We start from the raw sequence: 18279 nt of genomic DNA on the forward strand, positions 1-18279 counted from the left end.
CCCTCCCGAACCCGATCTTTCAGTGTTCGGTTGCCGAGACACCGCGTCAAGGCGGGAAAGCGTGCCTTGACCCGGTGGCTCGGCAACCGATTTGGCTGGGGATCGGGTTGCGGGAGAGGGGTGGCTCGTGAGGTGAGCAGCTTGCGTCGCCGGGTCGCCGTCGGGTGAGAAGAAGGAAGGGCCCCCGCCTTTGGCGGGGGCCCTTTGGTGCTTGTTGTTGCTAGTGGGCGTGGCCGTGGCCGTGGCCGGTGTTCTCGGGCTCCTCGACCGGCTTGTCCACCACGGTGCTCTCCGTGGTCAGGACGAGACGGGCGATGGAGGCCGCGTTCGCGACCGCGGAGCGGGTCACCTTCACCGGGTCGACGATGCCGGCCTGCAGCAGGTCGGTGATCTCGCCGGTGGCGGCGTTGAAGCCGTAGCCCCAGCCCTGCTCCTGCACCTTGGACACGATGACCGGGCCCTCGTAGCCGGCGTTCGCGGCGATCCAGTTCAGCGGCGCGGTCAGGGCGTCCCGCACGATGCGGACACCCGTGGCCTCGTCACCGGTCAGGCCGAGGTCGCCTTCCAGCTCCTTGACCGCGTGCACGATCGCCGAACCACCGCCGGGCACGATGCCCTCCTCGACGGCCGCCTTGGTCGAAGCCACGGCGTCCTCGATGCGGTGCTTGCGCTCGTTCAGCTCGGTCTCGGTGGCCGCGCCGACCTTGATCACCGCGACACCGCCGCCGAGCTTCGCCAGCCGCTCCTGCAACTTCTCACGGTCCCAGTCGGAGTCGGTGGTCTCGATCTCCTTGCGGATCTGCGCGATGCGGGCCTCGATGTCGGCCTTCGTGCCGGCGCCGTCGACGATCGTCGTGTTGTCCTTGGTGATCTCGATGCGCCGGGCGGTGCCCAGCGAGTCGAGACCGATCTCGGACAGCTTCAGGCCGACCTCCGACGAGATGACCTGCGCGCCGGTGACGACGGCCAGGTCGTCCAGGAACGCCTTGCGGCGGTCACCGAAGAACGGGGCCTTCACCGCGACCGCGACGAGGGTCTTGCGCAGGGCGTTGACCACCAGGGTGGACAGCGCCTCGCCCTCGACGTCCTCGGCGATGATCAGCAGCGGCTTCTTCGACTCGGCGACCTTCTCCAGGATCGGCAGCAGGTCGGCCAGCGCCGAGATCTTCTCGCGGTGCAGCAGCACGTAGGCGTTCTCGAGGATCGCCCGCTGCTCCTCCGGGTCGGTCGCGAAGTGCGCCGACAGGTAGCCCTTGTCGAACTGCACACCCTCGGTGATCTCGAGTTCGGTGGCCAGCGTGGAGGACTCCTCCACGGTGATCACACCGTCCTCGCCGACCCGCTCCACGGCCTCGCCGAGCAGGGCGCCGATGGTGGCGTCACGGGAGGTGACCGTGCCGACCTGGGCGATGTTGTCGCGGCCCTTGACCGGGGTGGCCTTGGACTTGAGCACCTCGATGACCTTCTCGGCGGCCGCCTCGATGCCCTTGCCGAGGCCGGCCGGGTTGGCGCCGGCGGCCACGTTGCGGAGGCCGACCTTCACCAGAGACTGCGCCAGCACGGTGGCCGTGGTGGTGCCGTCGCCGGCGACGTCGTTGGTCTTCGTGGCCACGTTCTTGGCCAGCTGGGCACCCAGGTTCTCGAACGGGTCCTCCAGCTCGATCTCCCGCGCGACGGTGACGCCGTCGAGGGTGATCGTGGGGCCGCCGAACTTCTTGTCCAGCACGACGTGGCGACCGCGCGGGCCGAGGGTGACCTTGACCGCGTCGGCGAGCTTGTTGACGCCGCGCTCGAGGGCTCGACGAGCGTCCTCGTCGAAGTTGATCTGCTTGGGCATGGAAGTCCTCTCAGACAGCAGAACGCCCCGTCCCCGGCTTTCCAGCGGGGCCCGGGGCGTTCACCGCAGCGCCTGTGTCAGTTGACGACAGCCAGCACGTCGCGAGCGGACAGGATCAGGTAGTCCTCACCGTTGTACTTGACCTCGGTGCCGCCGTACTTCGAGTAGATGACGACGTCGCCGACGTTGACGTCGACCGGGATGCGGTTCCCCTTGTCGTCGACGCGGCCCGGGCCAACGGCCAGAACCTTGCCCTCCTGGGGCTTCTCCTTGGCGGTGTCGGGGATGACGAGGCCGGACGCGGTCGTCTCCTCGGCCTCGCTCGTCTGGACAACGATCTTGTCCTCGAGCGGTTTGATGTTCACGCTCACCGGGTTGACCTCCACGGGTCGTCGAAAGCGTTGGCAGGTACTTACTTGGTTTCGGCGCCTACCACCCCCGCCGTCGCGGGTGCCGGGGCGTGTGCGGTGCCTTCGATTAGCACTCTAGCCACGGGAGTGCTAGCCGCGCAAGGAGGGTCCCCCGGTGTGGCTGCCACCCCTTGTCAAGGCGCTTGACCGGGCACTTTGCCACCCCCGTCGCGGCGGCGGGCGGCGGGCGCGGCACACGTCGTCACGTAGCGATATCGCCATCTCACTCGTTGAGCGGTGTTGACTTCCGGCCCCGCTGCCTACCTTGGGAAACGGCCCGGACACGACTGGAAGGAATGGTGTTCCCATGGGTGGTTGCAGCTGTTGCAGCTCGTGCAGTGGCCCCGGATGCGGCTGCTGCGGAGGCTGCTAGCACCGGCCTTGACCTGAACGGCCCCGGGACCCCGACGGCGCGGTCCCGGGGCCGTTCTACGGAACCAGCACGATCTTCCCGCGCACCCGCCCGCTCTCGCTCAGCTCGTGCGCCTTCGCGGCGTCCGCCAGCGGCAGGATCTGCGAGACGTGGATCCGCACGTCCGCGGCCCGCGCCAGCTCCGCGGCCGACGGCTGCACGTAGAACCGCCGGTAGCGCGGGTCGTCCGCCCCGTCGTCGCCCTGGGCGTCGATCAGCACGCCGTCCCGCTTCAGCACCCGCAGCGACCGCGAGCCGTACTCGCCGCCGACCAGGTCGAACACCACGTCCACATCGGACACCGCCGTGGTGAAGTCGACCGCGGTGTGGTCGATCAGCTCGTCCGCGCCGAGTGCGCGCAGGAACTCGTGGTTGACCGCCCGCGCGGTGCCGATCACGTGCGCGCCCCTGGCCTTCGCCACCTGCACCGCCACGTGCCCGACCCCGCCGGCCGCGGCGTGGATCAGGACGCGCTGACCAGCACGAACATCGGCCAGCGCCTGGGACGCGGTCAGCACCGCCGTCGGCAGCGCGGCGGCGTCGACGTGGTCCAGAGACGCCGGCTTCGGGGCCAGCGCGTCGCGGGGCACAGCCACGTACTCGGCGTAGGCGCCCCATCGCGACATCACCAACCCGAACACCTCATCGCCGGTCTCCTCGACCACGCCCGAGAAGTCCAGGCCGAGCCGGAACGGCGGCACGATCCCGAACCCCTCCACCAGCCCCCGCCGGAGCTTCCAGTCGGCCGCGTTCACCCCCACCGCGCGCACCCGCACCAGCACCTCGCCCGGCCCGGGCACCGGCCGCGGCACGTCGACGACTTCCAGGACCTCGGGGCCGCCAAGGGCCCGCACATCAACAGCTTTCACACCGAAGATCCTCGACCGCGGTGGTATCGGTTGTGAAGAAGGCACCTTCCTGATATCCAGGTACCTCATGGATACCGTCCAGTCCTACCTGCGCGCCTGCCCCGCCCGCACGGTGCTCGACGCGCTGGCCAACAAGTGGACGCTGCTGGTGCTGAGCTTCCTGCGCCGCAGCGACGGCCCCGTGCGCTTCAACGAGTTGCGCCGCCAACTGGAGGGCATCACCCAGAAGTCGCTCACCCAGACGCTGCGCGCGCTCGAGCGCGACGGTCTGGTCGACCGGGCCGTCTACCCGACCGTGCCGCCGCGCGTCGAGTACTCGCTCACCGCACTCGGCACGCAGGTCGGCGACATGTTCAACGTCCTGGGCGAGTGGGCCGAGGAGCACGTGGGCGAGATCCTCGCGGCGCGGGAGGCCTTCGACAACCGCCCCGCGCCGGAACCGGTGCGCTGACCGGAACCGCTGTCACCCACAAGGCGTCGTACGCCCCGTGGCGCACCGAGGTGGTGCAGCGGATCCAGGAGAGGCGTGCCGATGACGTACCCACCGCAGCCGGGCCAGTCCTACGAACCGCGGCCCGGCGCCTACGGCCAGGGCGGCTACCCGCAGCAGCAGGGCCCGTTCCCGCCCGGCGGCGGTCACCCCCAGCCCTTCCCGCCCGGCGGTGGGTACCCGCCGCCGCAGCCGCCGAAGAAGACCGGCCTGTGGATCGGGCTCACCGCGGGTGTCCTGGTGGTCGTCGCGTTCCTCGTCACGGCGTTCGCCGCACCTGGCTTCCTGCTCGGCGATGATGAGAACGGCACCGTAGCCGACCGCGCGCCGGACGCCGGCGACAGCCCGGCCGCGAACCTGGTGGACGAGATCGGCCGGCGATTCCTCGCGCACGACGAGAACGGTCTGAACCAGCTGGCGTGCTCCGGCGCGGAGGTCGCGATCGAGGGGTACACCCGGGAAGCCGAGATGTACCAGGCGTTCACGCTCAACGGCCCGGTCCAGGAGACCGCAGGCACCGCGACCGCCACGGCACACGTGGTGCTCGAGGCCGAAGGCAGGCGGGTCGAGGGGGACCTGGTCATCTCGCTCGCCGACGAGAACGGCTCCTGGTGCCTGAAAGACCTGGAAGAGGCGCGCAAGTGATCGGGTAGTTCCCAACCCCCTTGCCACTGTGTAGTTTCCTGACTACACCAGCCTGGGAGGGGCAGCATGTCGATCACCCGTCGCAACGCTTTGCGCGCGATCGCCGCCGGCACGGCAGGCGTGGCCGTGGTCGCCGCGCCCGGCGCTTCGGCCGCCACGACCTCGGCCCGTCAGCGTGCGTTCGCCGCCGCGGCGGCGGAGTTCGGGGTCCCGGAACCCGTGCTGCTCGGCGTGTCGTACCTGAAGTCCCGCTGGGACTCGCACGGCGGCGCGCCGAGCACCGGCGCCGGTTTCGGCCCGATGCACCTGACCGACCTGCGCGCGGTCGCCGCCGGAGGCAGCCATCACGACAAGGGCGAGGACCCGCGTGGCGACGCGGCGCGCGGCGAGCTGCGGCCGCACACGTCGGACGCGCTGCAGACCGTGGACCTCGCCGCCGACCTGACCGGCGTGGACGCCGCGACGCTCCGCACGGATCCGGTGCAGAACATCCGCGGCGGCGCGGCGGTTCTGGCCCACTACCAACGGGAACTCGGCGCGCGCGCCGACGCGCCCGCCGACTGGTACGGCGCGGTCGCCCGCTACTCCGGCGCGTCGGACACCGGGACCGCGACGTTCTTCGCCGACGAGGTGTTCGCGACCATCACCGCGGGCGCGAGCCGGACCACCGACGACGGGCAGGCCGTCGCACTGCCCGCGACGCCGGTTTCGCCGCGGCGCGAACAGGTCCGCGCGCTCGGGCTGTCCACGGTCGCGGAGGGCGCGGCGGAGGCCCCGCCCGGGCTGCCCGTCGAGTGGATCCCGGCGCCCTACCAGGACCTCGGCGGCGGCAACTACGGCAACTACGACAAGGCCGAACGGCCCAACTCGCAGCAGATCACGCACATCGTCATCCACGACACCGAGTGCACCTACGACGCGGCGATCGGGCTCGTGCAGGACCCGACGTACCTGGCGTGGCACTACACGCTCCGCTCGACGGACGGGCACGTCGCACAGCACGTGCTGACCAAGGACGTCGGCTGGCACGCCGGGAACTGGTACTTCAACGCGAAGTCGATCGGCGTCGAGCACGAGGGGTTCGCGGCGCAGGGCACCTGGTACACCGAGGCGATGTACCGGACCTCGGCGAAGCTGGTGAAGTACCTGGCCGGGAAGTACCGGATCCCGCTGGACCGCGAGCACATCATCGGTCACGACAACGTGCCGGGCACGACCGCGGACAAGGTCGCCGGCATGCACTGGGACCCGGCGCCGTACTGGGACTGGGCGCACTACTTCGACCTGCTCGGGGCGCCGCTGAACGCACGGCCGGTGCGGCAGCCGACGGGCATGGTGATGGTCAAACCCGACTTCGCCACGAATCCGACGGGCTACACGGGCTGCGACACGTCGGCCCCGGGCGCCGCGTGCCCGGCGCGCGGCTCGTCCGCCCTGTTCCTGCGCACCGAACCCCGCGACGACGCGCCGTTGCTGGCGGACATCGGACTGCACCCCGACGGCGGGCCGTCCACGGTGGCGATCTCGGACGTGGGCAGCCGGGTCTCGACCGGGCAGCGGTACGCGGTGGCGGAGGTCCGCGGCGACTGGACGGCGGTGTGGTTCCTCGGGCAGAAGGGGTGGCTGCGGTCGTCCGGGGTGGTGCCGGTGCTGGGGCAGGTGGTGACGCCGCGGCCGGGGCTGTCGTCGGTGCCGGTGTACGGGCGGGCGTACCCCGAGGCGGAGGCGTACCCGGCGGGCATCACGCCGCAAGAGGTCGTGCCGCTGCAGTACACCCTGCCCGCGGGCCAGAAGTACGCGGCGGGCCCGACGCTGACCGCGGAGTACTACTCGGCGACGACGTTCGACCCGGCGCAGCACGTGGTGGTGCGCGGGAAGACGAAGTACGTGCAGGTGCAGTTCGGGCACCGGGTGGGCTTCGTCAAGCTCGACGACGTGGTGGTTTCGCGCACGCGCCCCTGACGTGCGGTGAATCTGGGGAGGAACTGTGGGGATTCGCATGGCCGCGGGCGTCGCGTTGGTCGCGGCCGGGCTGCTGGCGACGGCGTCGCCCGCGTGGGCGAGCAAGGCGGGTGCGCTGGGCGCGTGCGCGGAGCTGACCGACAGCGGCCCCGGCTGGGCCGAGCTGCGCAACGACTGCGGGGTGGCGATCGAGGGCTCGATCGCCCTGAGCACCGGGGAGCGCCCCGCGTGCGTGCCGATCGCGCCGAGGGGGACCGGCACGGTCACCTGGGAGGGCGAAGGCGTGGCTGAGTACGCGGTCGACTGCATCTGACGGGGCTGCCCCGGCTGCCGGATCGGTGGCCGGGGCGGTCCCTCACGGCTTGCCGCAGCACACTGCCGGGCTCGCCGACGCACAGCACGGTCACGCTCGCCCCCTGACCGCGGGCGCGGGTGGGCGCGAGCTTCGCGCTCAAGCGCTGGGCAATCCCTCAGAGCGAGACGATCTCCACCGGCAGCGCGGGGTTCGCGGAGAGGTCCAGCGCCGACGGCTTCTTCTCCGCCGCCACCACGTGCGCGCCCAGCGCGGCGATCATCGCGCCGTTGTCGGTGCACAGGCGCGGCCTCGGGACGCGCAGTTCGATCCCCGCGGCCTCACAGCGCTCACGCGCCAGGCCGGACAGCCGCGAGTTCGCCGCGACCCCGCCGGAGATCACCAGCGTGCCGATGCCCATCTCCTTCGCCGCGCGCACGGCCTTCGCGGTCAGCACGTCGGCCACCGCCTCCTGGAAGGACGCCGCAACGTCGTTCACCGGGATTTCCTCGCCGCGACGCTCGGCGTTCTCCACCCACCGCGCCACCGCGGTCTTCAAGCCGGAGAACGAGAAGTCGAACTTCGCGTCCCGCGGGCCGGTCATGCCGCGCGGGAAGTCGATCGCCGTGGGGTTGCCCTCGCGCGCGGCCTTGTCGATCGGCGGGCCGCCCGGGTACGGCAGCCCGAGCACGCGGGCCACCTTGTCGTAGGCCTCACCGGCGGCGTCGTCCACAGTGGACCCGATCTCGGTGATCTCACCGGCGATGTCGTCCACCCGCAGCAGCTGCGTGTGCCCGCCGGACACCAGCATCGCCAGGCACGGCTTCGGCAACGGGCCGTGCTGCAGGGTGTCCACCGCGATGTGCCCGGCCAGATGGTTGACGCCGTAGAGCGGGACGTCCAGCGCCGCCGCGTAGGCCTTCGCCGCCGAGACGCCCACCAGCAGCGCGCCCGCGAGCCCTGGGCCGGCGGTCACCGCGATGGCGTCCACATCGGACAGCGCGAGCCCGGCCATGGCGAACGCGCGCTCCGCGGTCGGCCGCATGGCCTCCAGGTGGGCCCGGCTGGCGACCTCCGGCACCACGCCGCCGAACCGCGCGTGCTGCTCGACGCTCGACGCGACCTCGTCGGCGAGGAGTTCGACGGCGCCGTCGTCGTGCAGGCGCACCAGGCCGACGCCGGTCTCGTCGCAGGAGCTTTCGATGCCGAGGATGATGCGGGACATCAGCCCACCTCCTGCTTGCTCACGGCCGGGCGCATCATCGTGTACGCGTCCGCGCCGGACGGGTGGTAGTAACGCTTGCGCAGACCGATCTGCTCGAAACCGTGCCGCCGGTACAGCTCCTGCGCGCGGTCGTTGTCGGTGCGGACCTCCAGGAACACCGGCGCGGCGACCTCGTCGGCGCGGGCGAGCAGTGCGCGCAGCAGCGCGGTGCCGATGCCCTGGCCCTGGTGAGCCGGGTCGACCCCGATGGTGTGGACGCTGGCCTCGTACTCGCCCCGGCCGCCGACGACCGCCAGGCCGGCGTAGCCGATCAGGACGTCCTCGGAGGTGTACGCGCCGAGGTAGTAGGCGCCGGAGTCCAGCTCGCTGAGGAACGCGCGGGCGCTCCACGGGTCGTCCCCGGCGAAGAGGACCTTTTCGATCTCGGCGCACCGGTCGACGTCCTTGCGGCGCAGCTTGGCGAGCTTCACGCGGTGGTCACCCGCTTCCGCGCGGCGGGCTCGACGGCATCCGGGCGGCGCAGGTAGAGCGGCGTCAGCGGGGCGGGCTCGGCTCCCGACGTCAGCGCCTCGCGGGCGGCCGCCACCAGACCCGCGGTGCTCGGGTAGTACGGCTCGACGACCCGGGCGCCGAGCTGCTCGGCGTAGAGGCGGGCGCCGTCCCCCGCGGCGAGGCTGATCGACAACTCGGCGGGCGCCTGCACGTGCGGACCGTCGATGCGCGCGCCGTCCGCGTCGTAGGCCGCCCAGTACACCTCGCGGCGACGGGCGTCGGTGACGACGTGGAACGGCTCGCCAAGGCCGGCCTGCCGGGCGATCGCGTCGAGGCTGCAGACCGGGTGGGCCGGGATGCCGAGCGCGTGCCCGAGCGCGGCGGCGGTGGCGAGACCGGCGCGCAGACCGGTGAACGGCCCCGGCCCGGCGCCGACGACGATCGCCGCCAGGTCCTTGAGCGCGACACCCGCTTCGCGTGCCGCGTCCAGGGCGTGCGGGGTGATGAGTTCACCGTGCGCACGCGCGTCGAGGGTCACCCGCTCGGCGAGCACTGTGGCGCTCGCGGCGAGTTCGGCGACCCCCGCGGTCACCGCGGGCGTCGACGTGTCCAGAGCCAGTACCAGCACAGCTCTCCAGGGTACGGCGTGCGCGCCGACCTGCGGTTACCGGGCTTGCCGGACCAAGGCAGGCTTTCCCGGGAAAGGTGACCGGGTGCCGGTCGGGTGCCCTGTGCGGCCGCACCGCGCGGTCCGGGGCTCGCGTTGCCAGACGGCCGGGCACCTCCCGGGTCAGTCCTCCGGGTCCCAGCTCAGCAGGCGCACCTCGGCGACCGTACGGAGGTGGTCCCGCATCGCTTCGGCGGCGGTCTTCGGGTTGCGGTCCCGGATGGCGTCGGCGATGCGGATGTGCTGGTCCAGCGACCGCGGCGGGCGGCCAGGCTGGCGGAGCGACTCGTTGCGGCTCTCGGTGATCTGGTCGGCGATCGCCTCCATGAACTCGGCCAGCAGGGCGCTGTGCGCGGCCCCGGTGACCGCCGCGTGGAACCGGCGGTCACCCTCGACTCCGGCTCCCCCGTCCCTGATCTCCGACGCCATGAACTCCAGCGCGGACTCCAGCGCGGCCAGGTCTTCGTCGGTCCGGCGCATTGCCGCCAGCTCGGCCAGCTTCGTCTCCAGCGCCTCCCGCGCGTCGAGCACGTCCGGCAGCCGCCGGCGGCGTTCCACCAGCCGCTCGACCGGCTCGGCGTCCAGCGCGTCCCGCACCAGGTAGGTGCCGCCGCCGTGCCGGGTCTCGACCAGGCCCTGCACCTCCAGCACGACGATCGCCTGCTTCACCGACGCCCGGCTCACCCCGAGCCGCTGCGCCAGGTCCCGCTCCGCGGGCAACCGGTCGCCCGCACGCAGCCCGGCGTCGGCCGCGTAGGCCCGCAACCGCTCCAGGACCTGCTCGTACAGCCGCGGACGGGCCATCGGGCTCAGCGCATCAGACACGTTCCGAAGCCTAGCCCTTGACAGGCTGAGTGGCTGAGCCGCAAAGTGGTTCAGCCACTCAGCCACTTGAATCCCAACGGCGGGAGTTCTCCGATGTCCGCTGAGCTGATCTCGATACTCGTCCTCGCGGTCGTCTTCGTGATAGCGACGACCCGCTCGATCAACATGGGGGTGCTGTCCTTCGCGGCCGCGTTCGGCGTCGGCACGCTGGCCGCACACATGGATGCCGACGAGATCTTCGCCGGCTTCCCCGGCGACCTGTTCGTCGTGCTCGTCGGCGTCACGTTCCTGTTCGCCATCGCCCGCGCGAACGGCACCACGGACTGGCTGGTCGACGCCGCCGTCCGGCTGGTGCGCGGCCGCGTCGCGCTGATCCCCTGGGTCACCTTCGCCATCACCGCGGTGCTCACCGCGATCGGCGCGGTCAGCCCGGCCGCGGTCGCCATCGTCGCGCCCGTCGCGCTCGGGTTCGCCGCCCAGTACGGCATCCACCCGCTGCTGATGGGCGCGATGGTCGTGCACGGCGCGCAGGCCGGTGGCTTCTCGCCGATCAGCGTGTACGGCACGATCGTCAACGGCATCGTCGCGCGCGAGCACCTCGGCGGCAGCGAGATCACGCTCTTCCTGGCCAGCTTCGTGGTCAACCTGGTGATCGCGGCGATCGTGTTCGTGGTGCTCCGCAAACGGCAGATCGTCCCCACCACTGAGCGGGAGCGCGAGCTGGTCGCCGCGGGCACCGGCGGCCCGCCTGCCGCCACCGGATCGGCCGGCGGCGCCGCACCCGGCCGGGTCCAGCTCAACGCACCCCGGATCGCCACGCTCGCGAGCCTGGCCGTGCTGGTCGTCGCCACGCTGGTGTTCGACCTCGACGTCGGCCTGACCGCGATGACGCTCGCCGTGGTGCTCAGCGTGATCTGGCCCGCGACCAGCAAGAAGGCCGTCGGCGAGGTCACCTGGCCCACCGTGCTGCTGATCTGCGGCGTGCTGACCTACGTCGGCGTCCTGCAGGAGATGGGCACGATCGAGTGGGCGGGCGAGGGCGTCGGCGGCATCGGCGCGCCGCTGCTCGCCGCGCTGCTGCTGTGCTACATCGGCGCGATCGTGTCGGCGTTCGCGTCGTCGGTCGGGATCATGGGCGCGCTCATCCCGCTCGCGGTGCCGTTCCTCGCGCTGGGCACGGTCGGCCCGGTCGGCATGATCTGCGCGCTCGCCGTGTCGGCGACGGTCGTCGACGTCAGCCCGTTCTCCACCAACGGCGCGCTGGTGCTGGCCAACGCCCGCGAGGTGGACCGGGATGCCTTCTTCCGGCAGTTGCTCGTCTACGGCGGCATCATGGTCGCCGTGGTACCCGCCGTCGTCTGGCTCGTGTTCATCGTGCCCGGACTCGGCTGATCTGTGAGGAGTTCACGTGCCCGAACGGTTGTTCCCGGCCCTGGCCGAGCCGCCGGAGAAGGAGGCCCTCCGCTTCGGCGAGGTCTCGCTCGACTACGCGGAACTGGCGGCGATCGCCGGTTCACTCGCCAGGGAGATCCGCGCCCAGTCGCCCACGCGGGTGGCGGTGTGGGCGACGCCGACCATCCACACGAGCGTCGCCGTGGTCGCGGCGCTGCTCGCGGGTGTCCCGGCCGTCCCGGTCAACCCGAAGATCGGCGAGCGCGAACTCGACCACATCGTGAACGACAGCGCGCCGTCCCTCGTCCTCAGCGAGCCGGGCGCGAAGCTGCCGGAGCGGCTGGCCAACCTGCCGCGGCAGCAGGTCGCGCTGATCGGCAGCCCCGGTGACCTGCCCGAGGAGCCGGGCGACGAGGCGCCCGCGCTGATCGTCTACACCTCGGGCACCACCGGCCCGCCGAAGGGGGTCGTGCTGCCGCGGCGCGCCATCTCCAGCACGCTGGACGCGCTGGAGGACGCCTGGCAGTGGACCGCGGACGACGTGCTCGTGCACGCGCTGCCGCTGTTCCACGTGCACGGCTTGATCCTCGGGATCCTCGGCCCGCTGCGCCGCGGCGGCACCGTGCACCACGCCGGCAAGTTCGCCACCGACGTCATCGCCCGGGAACTGTCGACCGAGGCGACGATGATGTTCGGCGTGCCCACGATGTACCACCGCATCGCGGAGGAGGTGGGCGGCAACCCGGAGCTCGCGAAGGCCCTGAGCGGCGCGCGGCTGCTGGTGTCCGGGTCGGCCGCGCTGCCGGTGCATGACCACGAGCGCATCCGCGCGGCCACCGGACAGCGGGTCGTGGAGCGCTACGGCATGAGCGAGACGCTGATGAACACCAGCGTCCGCGCCGACGGCGAGCGCAAACCCGGCACGGTCGGGGTGCCGCTGCGCGGGGTCGAGGTGCGGCTGGTCGACGAGTCGGGCGCGGTCATCGAGACCAGCGACGGCGAGACGGTCGGCGAGATCCAGGTGCGCGGGCCGAACCTGTTCACCGAGTACCTCAACCGGCCGGACGCGACGGCTGAGGTGTTCGACGCCGGCTGGTTCCGCACCGGCGACATGGCGACCCGCGACGCCGACGGCTACTACCGGATCGTCGGCCGCAAGGCCACCGACCTGATCAAGAGCGGCGGCTACAAGATCGGCGCGGGCGAGATCGAGAACGCGTTGCTGGAGCACCCGGGGGTGGCCGAGGCCGCGGTGACCGGCGAGCCGGACCCGGACCTCGGCGAGCGGATCGTGGCGTGGATCGTGCCCGCCGGGGAGCCGCCCGCGGAGCAGGAGCTCGTCGACCACGTCGCGCGGTTGCTGTCGCCGCACAAGCGGCCGCGGGTGGTGCGGTTCCTGGACGCGCTGCCCCGCAACGACATGGGCAAGGTCATGAAGCGGGCGCTGAATGCGTGAGAGCGCCCGCGCGGTGATCGGCTCGGTGTGCTCCGGGTTCACCGAGCTGCCCGCGCCGCCGAGTGTCGAGTCCGGTGTGGACGGTCCGATCGGCTGGCCGGGCTACGACTCCGCGTATGCCCGGGCCGCTTCCCGGACCGGCGAGTCGGAGTCGGTGGTGTGTGGTGTCGGCAAGTTCGGCGGCACCGAGGCGACCGTGATCGCGTGGGAGTTCGGGTTCCTCGGCGGGTCGCTCGGGCGGCGCACCGGCGACCGGATCGAGGCGGCGTTCGAGCGGGCGCGGGAGCTGCGGACGCCGGTCGTGTCGATGATCGCGACCGGCGGCAGCCGGATGCAGGAGGGCATGGCCGCGCTGACCCAGCTGCAGCGGATCGCGCGGCAGGCGGCGCTGACGCGGGACGCCGGGTTGCCGCAGGTCGCGGTCGTGCGGGACCCGACGACCGGCGGCGGCTGGGCCACGCTCGGCGCCGGTTCGGACGTGGCACTGGCCCTGCCCGGCGCGCAGGTCGGGTTCGCCGGGTCGCGGGTGCGGCCGTCCGGTGACGCGTCGGCGTACACCGCGGAGTCGCAGCTGGCGTCCGGGCACGTGGACCAGATCGTTCCGGCGGCGGAGCTGGGTGACCGGCTGGGCCGCTGGTTGTCGTTGCTGACGGGCGCGGACGGGCAGCCGGCGCCGCCGCCGCCGGCTTTGGGAGGCGGCGAGCTCCCGGCGGACGGCTGGGCCGCGGTGCAGGCGGCGCGTGCCCCGTCACGGCCTCGAGCAGAGTCCTATTTGGACGCCTACTTCGACTGGCGGGAGGACATCAGCGGCGACCGGTGCGGCGGCGTGGATCCCGGGGTGCGGTGCGGGTTCGGGATGCGCGGGGGCGTGACGGTCGGCTACGCCGCGCAGTGCGGGACCGCGACGCTGCCGTCGGGTTTCCGCACGGCGGCGCGGCTGATCCGGCTGGCCGACCGCTTGGGGATCCCGGTGCTCACGCTGGTGGACACCCCGGGCGCGGCCAACGACCCGGCGGCCGAGCGGGCGGGCGCGGGCGCGGCGATCGCGGAGGTCTTCGCGGCGGTGGCCGGGGCGTCGGTGCCGGTGACGACGCTGGTGATCGGCGAGGGCGGCTCCGGGGGTGCGCTGGCGTTCGCCCACCCCGAGCGGACGTGGGTGACGCCGGACAGCTACTTCTCGGTGACGTCCCCGGAAGCGGCGGCGTCGATCCTGAAGCGCCCGCCCGAGGAGGTCCCGGCGACGGCGAACCAGCTGCGGTTGCGGCCGCAGGACCTGGTGGAGCTGGGCGTGGTGCGGGGAATCGTGGGGCGCTGAGGTCGGGACCGGAGACGGGTTCGCGGGCAGGAGCGCGCGAACGCGGAACTCGCGACCACGGGCATGGGACCCGGACCGCGAGTGCGGAACCCCCGCCCACGAGTGCCGAACTCGCGCCGACCATCATGGAACTCGCGGCCGTCAGCGTGGGGCTCGCGCTGGAAGGGTGGCGTCAGGGGTGCAGCAGGACCTTGCCCGTTTCCACGGCGGGGTCCTCCAGCAGCCGCAGGGCGCGTTCGGCTTCCTCCAGCGGGAACTCGTGCGTGATCAGCGGCGCGGGGTCCAGCAGACCGGTCGCGAAGGCCCGCACGGCGTGCGTCCACGCGCGGGACGGCGCGCCGAATACCGTGTGCACCGTCACCGCGGCCGTCACCAGGTCCGCGGGCGCGATCGGCTCCGTCTCGTGGCCCGCCAGGCCCGTCAGCACCACCCGGCCACCGCGGCGGCACATCCGCACCGCCTGCGCCCCCGTGCCCGGGGCGCCCGCCGCCTCCACCACCACGTCGAACCCGCCAGGCGCCGCGCCCGGGCTGTAGAAGCCGGTCGCGCCGCAGAATCGGGACGCGGGCACCGCGCGGGACGCCCGCGGGTCCACCACCACCAACTCGGCCGGGCCGCTCGCCGCCAGCAGTTGCGTCGCCAGCAGGCCGAGCGTGCCGCCGCCGATCACCGCCACCCGTTCGCCCGGCACGACCGCCGCGAGCAGCGTCGCCGCCGCCATGCAGGCCGCCGGTTCCAGCAGCGCCGCGGCGCGCAGGTCGGCGCCGTCGGGCAGCACGTGCAGCAGCCGCGCCGGGATGCGCAGCTCGTCGGCCCACGCGCCGGGCTGGGTGAAGCCCGTCTCGTCGTAATCGGCGGTGCACAGGGTGGTGTCGCCGCGCCGGCACGGGGCGCACCGGCCGCAGTTGCGGAACCCCTCGCCCACCACGGGTTTGCCGAGCAGCTCCGGGTCCGTGCCCGGCCCCAGCTCGACGACCGTGCCCGACCATTCGTGCCCGGGCACCACCGGGTATCGCACGAACCCCTCGGCCCGCGTCCCGGCCAGCACCTCGCGGTCCGACCCGCAGATCCCGGCCCACTCGACGCGCACGACGACCTCGCCGTGGCCGGGGTCCTCCGGCTCGGTCCGCACGACGCTCAGTTTGCCCGGCGCCTCGACGACGACCGCGCGCCCCATCAGCCCACCAGCTCGGGCACGCGCTCGACCCACGAACCGTGCGGCTCCAGCGTCAGTTCCCGCACGTCGTCGGGCCGCCGGTCGAGCCGGACCACCAGGTGGTCGGACGACAGCCGCTCCGCGGAACCCTCGCCCCACTCCACGACCACGGCGGCCGATTCGAGGTCGGTGTCCAAGTCCAGGTCGTCGAGCTGCGCCAGGTCACCGCCGAGGCGGTAGGCGTCGACGTGCACCAGCGCGACGCCCCGCTCCCCTGCCGGGTGCACCCGCGCGAGCACGAACGTCGGCGAGCTGACCCGCCCGGACACGCCCAGCCCGGCCGCGATCCCGCGCGTCAGCACGGTCTTGCCCGCGCCGAGCGGACCGGCGAGCAGGACGACGTCGCCCGCCCGCAGGGTGCGGCCCAGCGACTCGCCGAAGGCCACCGTGTCGTCGGCCGTCGGTAACTCGATGCTCATTGGTTCAACCACCGCCACATCCGCCGCGGACGGGACTCGTCCGTCACACCCGCGCATCGCTGTACCAGGTCGATGAGGTGGCTGTCGACCACCTCGGGCTGTTCGAGCTGCACCATGTGCCCGGCGCCGCGCACCCGCACCAGCTCGGCGTCGGGCAGCTCCGCCGCGATCCGCTCCGCGTGCGAGTACGGCGTGAACCGGTCGGTGTCGGCGCCGATCACCAGCACGTGCGCGTGCTTCAGACCGGCCAGCGCGGCGTACCGGTTGTGGCTGCCGAGCGTGTCGACGAACCCGACCAGCTCCTTCACCGACGTCACGGCCAGCATTTCGAGCATGAAGTCGACCACGCGCGGGTCGACGTCGCGGGAGCCGAACGCGAGCAGCCGCACGGCCTGCCGGGTCAGCTGCCCGCCCGCGGCCCGCACGAACTCGACCAGCCCCGGCTGCCACCCGGCGAGCTCGCCGACCCCGCGGGTCAGCGGGTTGTACTTGGACAGCAGCCCGCGCGGCAGCCCCTTGCGGCCCACCTCGCCGGCCGCGGTCGCGATGAACGCGACCCCGCAGATCCGCTCGGCGAACAACTCCGGGTTCTGCTGGGCCAGCTCCATGACCACCATGCCGCCCATCGAGTGCCCCATGAGCACGATCGGCCCCTCCGGCGCCACGGCGCGCAGCACCGCGTCAAGGTCGCGGGCCAGCTGTTCGATGGTGCTGGTCTTCTCGTTCGCCGGGCCGGACGCGCCGTGCCCGCGGTGGTCGTAGTAGACCTGCCGCACGCGCGGCAACGTCAGCGACGCCAGGTCGCGGCGCTGGAAGTGCCAGCTCAGCTGCGACAACGCGAACCCGTGCACACCCACCACGGTCAGCTCGGGTTTGCCGCCGTCGGCCGGGTCGATCTCGGACACCGACAGCGGGGTGCCGTCGTCCGCGGCGACCGTGGACGTGCGGTCCGGGTCGAGGGTGCCGAGCCGTTCGCCCGTGAGGTGGTCCCGCTGGCGCTGCTGCTGCGCGGTCACCGCGATGGTGGCCGCCGCGGTGCCGGTGACCAGCGCGGCGGCACCGCCGAGCACGGTGAGCATGCGGCGGGACACCATCAGACGTCCTCCCCCAGGTACCGCCGCCGGATCCGGGGCCGGTACATGCCGGTGACGATCTCGTAGTCGATGGTGCCGATCTTGTCGGCCCATTCGCGCGCGGTCGGCTCGCCCCGCGCGCCGTCGCCGAACAGGACCACCTCCGCACCCAGCGGCGGCTCGTCGTCACCGCAGTCCACGACCAGCTGGTCCATGCACACGCGACCGGCGACCGGACGGCGCTTGCCGTGCAGCCACACGTCCATCCGGCCGGACAGCGTGCGCGGCACCCCGTCGGCGTACCCGGTGGGCACGAGGGCGAGCGTGGTGTCCCGCTGCGCGGTCCACGTGTGTCCATAGGAGACGGACTCGCCGGCGCGGATCCGTTTGGTGAGCACGACCGAGGACCGGAACGTCATCACCGGGCGCAGGTCCTCGGGCTCCGGGTTGGGGTTGAGGCCGTAGATCGCGATGCCCGGGCGGACGAGGTCGAAGTGCAGGTCCGGCCGGTTCAGGGTGGCGGCCGAGTTCGCCAGGTGCCGCAACGGTTTCAGGCCGGCCTCGCGGGCGATCTCGTACGCCGCGGCGAAGCGCTCGGCCTGCTGGTCGATCGACGGGTGGCCCGGCTCGTCGGCGCACGCGAGGTGCGACCAGATCGCGACGACCTCGACGTCCGGCTCCCCGGCGGCCTCCTTGACCAGGGCGGGCCAGTCGGCGGCGGGGCAGCCGTTGCGGGACAGGCCGGTGTCGATCTTCAGGTGGACCCGCGCGCGCTTGCCGGTGCGGCGGGCGGCGGCGGCGATGCGCGCGAGTTCGGCCCGCGAACTGGCCGCGAGGTCCACGTCCGCGGCGACGCCGGGCGCGAAGTCGGTGGTCGGCAGGTCGAGCCAGGCCAGGATGGGCGCGGTGAGGCCCGCCTCGCGCAGCGCGAGCGCCTCGCCGAGCGAGCAGGCCCCGAGCCAGGTCGCGCCCGCCTGCAGCGCGGCGCGCGCGACGGGGACCGCGCCGTGGCCGTAGCCGTCGGCCTTGACGACAGCCATCGTGGCGGCACCGGAAACCGCCGCCCGGCTCGCGAGCAGGGCGACGTTGTGCCGCAGGGCAGCCAGGTCTACGACAACCTCGGCGCGGGGGAGATCGGGGCTCATCGGGGTCCATTTTCCCACGTCCGGGCCGCCGGGCGCCCTGCGGGCGGTGTCGACCTCCCCCGCCCCCTCACCTCGAGTGTGTATTGGTCGCCGAGCAGGGGCGTCACGGCGCGAAAGAGTACCTTGACACCCCTGGT

18 protein-coding genes are annotated in these 18279 nt (G+C 72.8%); 7 read left to right on the plus strand and 11 right to left on the minus strand.

Annotation, left to right across the window (positions count from 1 at the left end):
• Nucleotides 1-220: 220 nt before the first annotated feature.
• The 3 genes from groL to ACCP09_RS38475 all read right to left on the minus strand — a co-directional run bounded on the left by groL (nt 221) and on the right by ACCP09_RS38475 (nt 3528).
• Entirely contained in the window at nt 221-1837 is a 1617-nt protein-coding gene (groL, locus tag ACCP09_RS38465) for a chaperonin GroEL (protein ID WP_017986679.1), read from the minus strand.
• Nucleotides 1838-1914: 77 nt separating this feature from the next.
• Complete coding sequence (gene groES, locus ACCP09_RS38470) at nt 1915-2208, minus strand: co-chaperone GroES (protein WP_026153773.1); 294 nt, start codon at nt 2206-2208, stop codon at nt 1915-1917.
• 468 nt (nt 2209-2676) lie between these two features.
• Nucleotides 2677-3528, minus strand: a complete 852-nt coding sequence (locus ACCP09_RS38475; protein ID WP_027932582.1) for an NADP-dependent oxidoreductase — start codon at nt 3526-3528, stop codon at nt 2677-2679.
• A 67-nt stretch (nt 3529-3595) separates the two neighbouring features.
• Between ACCP09_RS38475 and ACCP09_RS38480 the strand changes: the two genes are divergently transcribed.
• The 4 genes from ACCP09_RS38480 (at nt 3596) to ACCP09_RS38495 (ending at nt 6938) form a co-directional block, all read left to right on the plus strand.
• Nucleotides 3596-3979, plus strand: coding sequence for a winged helix-turn-helix transcriptional regulator (locus tag ACCP09_RS38480; RefSeq protein ID WP_017986677.1), 384 nt, complete (start codon nt 3596-3598; stop codon nt 3977-3979).
• A gap of 81 nt (nt 3980-4060) precedes the next feature.
• Nucleotides 4061-4663, plus strand: coding sequence for a hypothetical protein (locus tag ACCP09_RS38485; protein ID WP_433753932.1), 603 nt, complete (start codon nt 4061-4063; stop codon nt 4661-4663).
• Nucleotides 4664-4729: 66 nt separating this feature from the next.
• Nucleotides 4730-6625 (plus strand): N-acetylmuramoyl-L-alanine amidase, encoded by a 1896-nt coding sequence (locus tag ACCP09_RS38490; RefSeq protein ID WP_400980101.1) that lies wholly within the window; start codon nt 4730-4732, stop codon nt 6623-6625.
• 25 nt (nt 6626-6650) lie between these two features.
• Nucleotides 6651-6938, plus strand: a complete 288-nt coding sequence (locus ACCP09_RS38495) for a hypothetical protein (RefSeq protein WP_433753934.1) — start codon at nt 6651-6653, stop codon at nt 6936-6938.
• A 157-nt stretch (nt 6939-7095) separates the two neighbouring features.
• On the opposite strand, the gene tsaD is transcribed toward ACCP09_RS38495, so the two are convergent.
• From tsaD to ACCP09_RS38515, 4 genes are all read right to left on the minus strand, one after another.
• On the minus strand, nt 7096-8142 hold the full coding sequence (gene tsaD, locus ACCP09_RS38500) for a tRNA (adenosine(37)-N6)-threonylcarbamoyltransferase complex transferase subunit TsaD (protein WP_433753936.1): 1047 nt from the start codon (nt 8140-8142) through the stop codon (nt 7096-7098).
• A complete protein-coding gene (gene rimI / locus ACCP09_RS38505) occupies nt 8142-8612 on the minus strand; it encodes a ribosomal protein S18-alanine N-acetyltransferase (protein ID WP_433753938.1) in 471 nt (156 codons plus the stop codon). The genes tsaD and rimI overlap by 1 nt, the downstream gene beginning before the upstream one ends.
• Nucleotides 8609-9262 (minus strand): tRNA (adenosine(37)-N6)-threonylcarbamoyltransferase complex dimerization subunit type 1 TsaB, encoded by a 654-nt coding sequence (gene tsaB, locus ACCP09_RS38510; RefSeq protein ID WP_433753940.1) that lies wholly within the window; start codon nt 9260-9262, stop codon nt 8609-8611. The genes rimI and tsaB overlap by 4 nt, the downstream gene beginning before the upstream one ends.
• A gap of 162 nt (nt 9263-9424) precedes the next feature.
• Nucleotides 9425-10126: a FadR/GntR family transcriptional regulator gene (locus ACCP09_RS38515; protein WP_027932589.1), complete on the minus strand. Its 702-nt coding sequence runs from the start codon at nt 10124-10126 to the stop codon at nt 9425-9427.
• Nucleotides 10127-10219: 93 nt separating this feature from the next.
• Here ACCP09_RS38515 and ACCP09_RS38520 point away from each other — a divergent pair, with 93 nt between their 5' ends.
• The 3 genes from ACCP09_RS38520 to ACCP09_RS38530 are packed head-to-tail and all read left to right on the plus strand — an operon-like array spanning nt 10220 to nt 14289.
• The gene (locus ACCP09_RS38520; RefSeq protein WP_433753942.1) at nt 10220-11518 is read left to right on the plus strand and encodes an SLC13 family permease; all 1299 of its coding nucleotides are present in this window, start codon (nt 10220-10222) and stop codon (nt 11516-11518) included.
• 16 nt (nt 11519-11534) lie between these two features.
• Nucleotides 11535-12974: an acyl-CoA synthetase gene (locus ACCP09_RS38525; RefSeq protein WP_123683978.1), complete on the plus strand. Its 1440-nt coding sequence runs from the start codon at nt 11535-11537 to the stop codon at nt 12972-12974.
• Entirely contained in the window at nt 12967-14289 is a 1323-nt protein-coding gene (locus ACCP09_RS38530) for a carboxyl transferase domain-containing protein (protein ID WP_378363191.1), read from the plus strand. The genes ACCP09_RS38525 and ACCP09_RS38530 overlap by 8 nt, the downstream gene beginning before the upstream one ends.
• Nucleotides 14290-14461: 172 nt before the next feature.
• On the opposite strand, the gene ACCP09_RS38535 is transcribed toward ACCP09_RS38530, so the two are convergent.
• Genes ACCP09_RS38535 through alr form a run of 4 tightly spaced genes read right to left on the minus strand, consistent with a single transcriptional unit; the run spans nt 14462 to nt 18142 of the window.
• Nucleotides 14462-15466 carry a zinc-dependent alcohol dehydrogenase gene (locus ACCP09_RS38535; protein WP_433753945.1) on the minus strand — a complete coding sequence of 335 codons (1005 nt, stop codon included), beginning with the start codon at nt 15464-15466 and terminating at the stop codon, nt 14462-14464.
• Complete coding sequence (gene tsaE / locus ACCP09_RS38540) at nt 15466-15924, minus strand: tRNA (adenosine(37)-N6)-threonylcarbamoyltransferase complex ATPase subunit type 1 TsaE (protein WP_433753947.1); 459 nt, start codon at nt 15922-15924, stop codon at nt 15466-15468. The genes ACCP09_RS38535 and tsaE overlap by 1 nt, the downstream gene beginning before the upstream one ends.
• Nucleotides 15921-17018, minus strand: coding sequence for an alpha/beta fold hydrolase (locus ACCP09_RS38545; protein WP_037322671.1), 1098 nt, complete (start codon nt 17016-17018; stop codon nt 15921-15923). Before ACCP09_RS38545 ends, tsaE begins: the two co-directional genes overlap by 4 nt.
• The gene (gene alr / locus ACCP09_RS38550) at nt 17018-18142 is read right to left on the minus strand and encodes an alanine racemase (RefSeq protein WP_433753949.1); all 1125 of its coding nucleotides are present in this window, start codon (nt 18140-18142) and stop codon (nt 17018-17020) included. The genes ACCP09_RS38545 and alr overlap by 1 nt, the downstream gene beginning before the upstream one ends.
• Nucleotides 18143-18279 lie beyond the last annotated feature (137 nt).

It is taken from the genome of Amycolatopsis sp. 3B14, from assembly GCF_050958625.1.
Classification (GTDB): Bacteria; Actinomycetota; Actinomycetes; order Mycobacteriales; family Pseudonocardiaceae; genus Amycolatopsis_E; species Amycolatopsis_E thermoflava.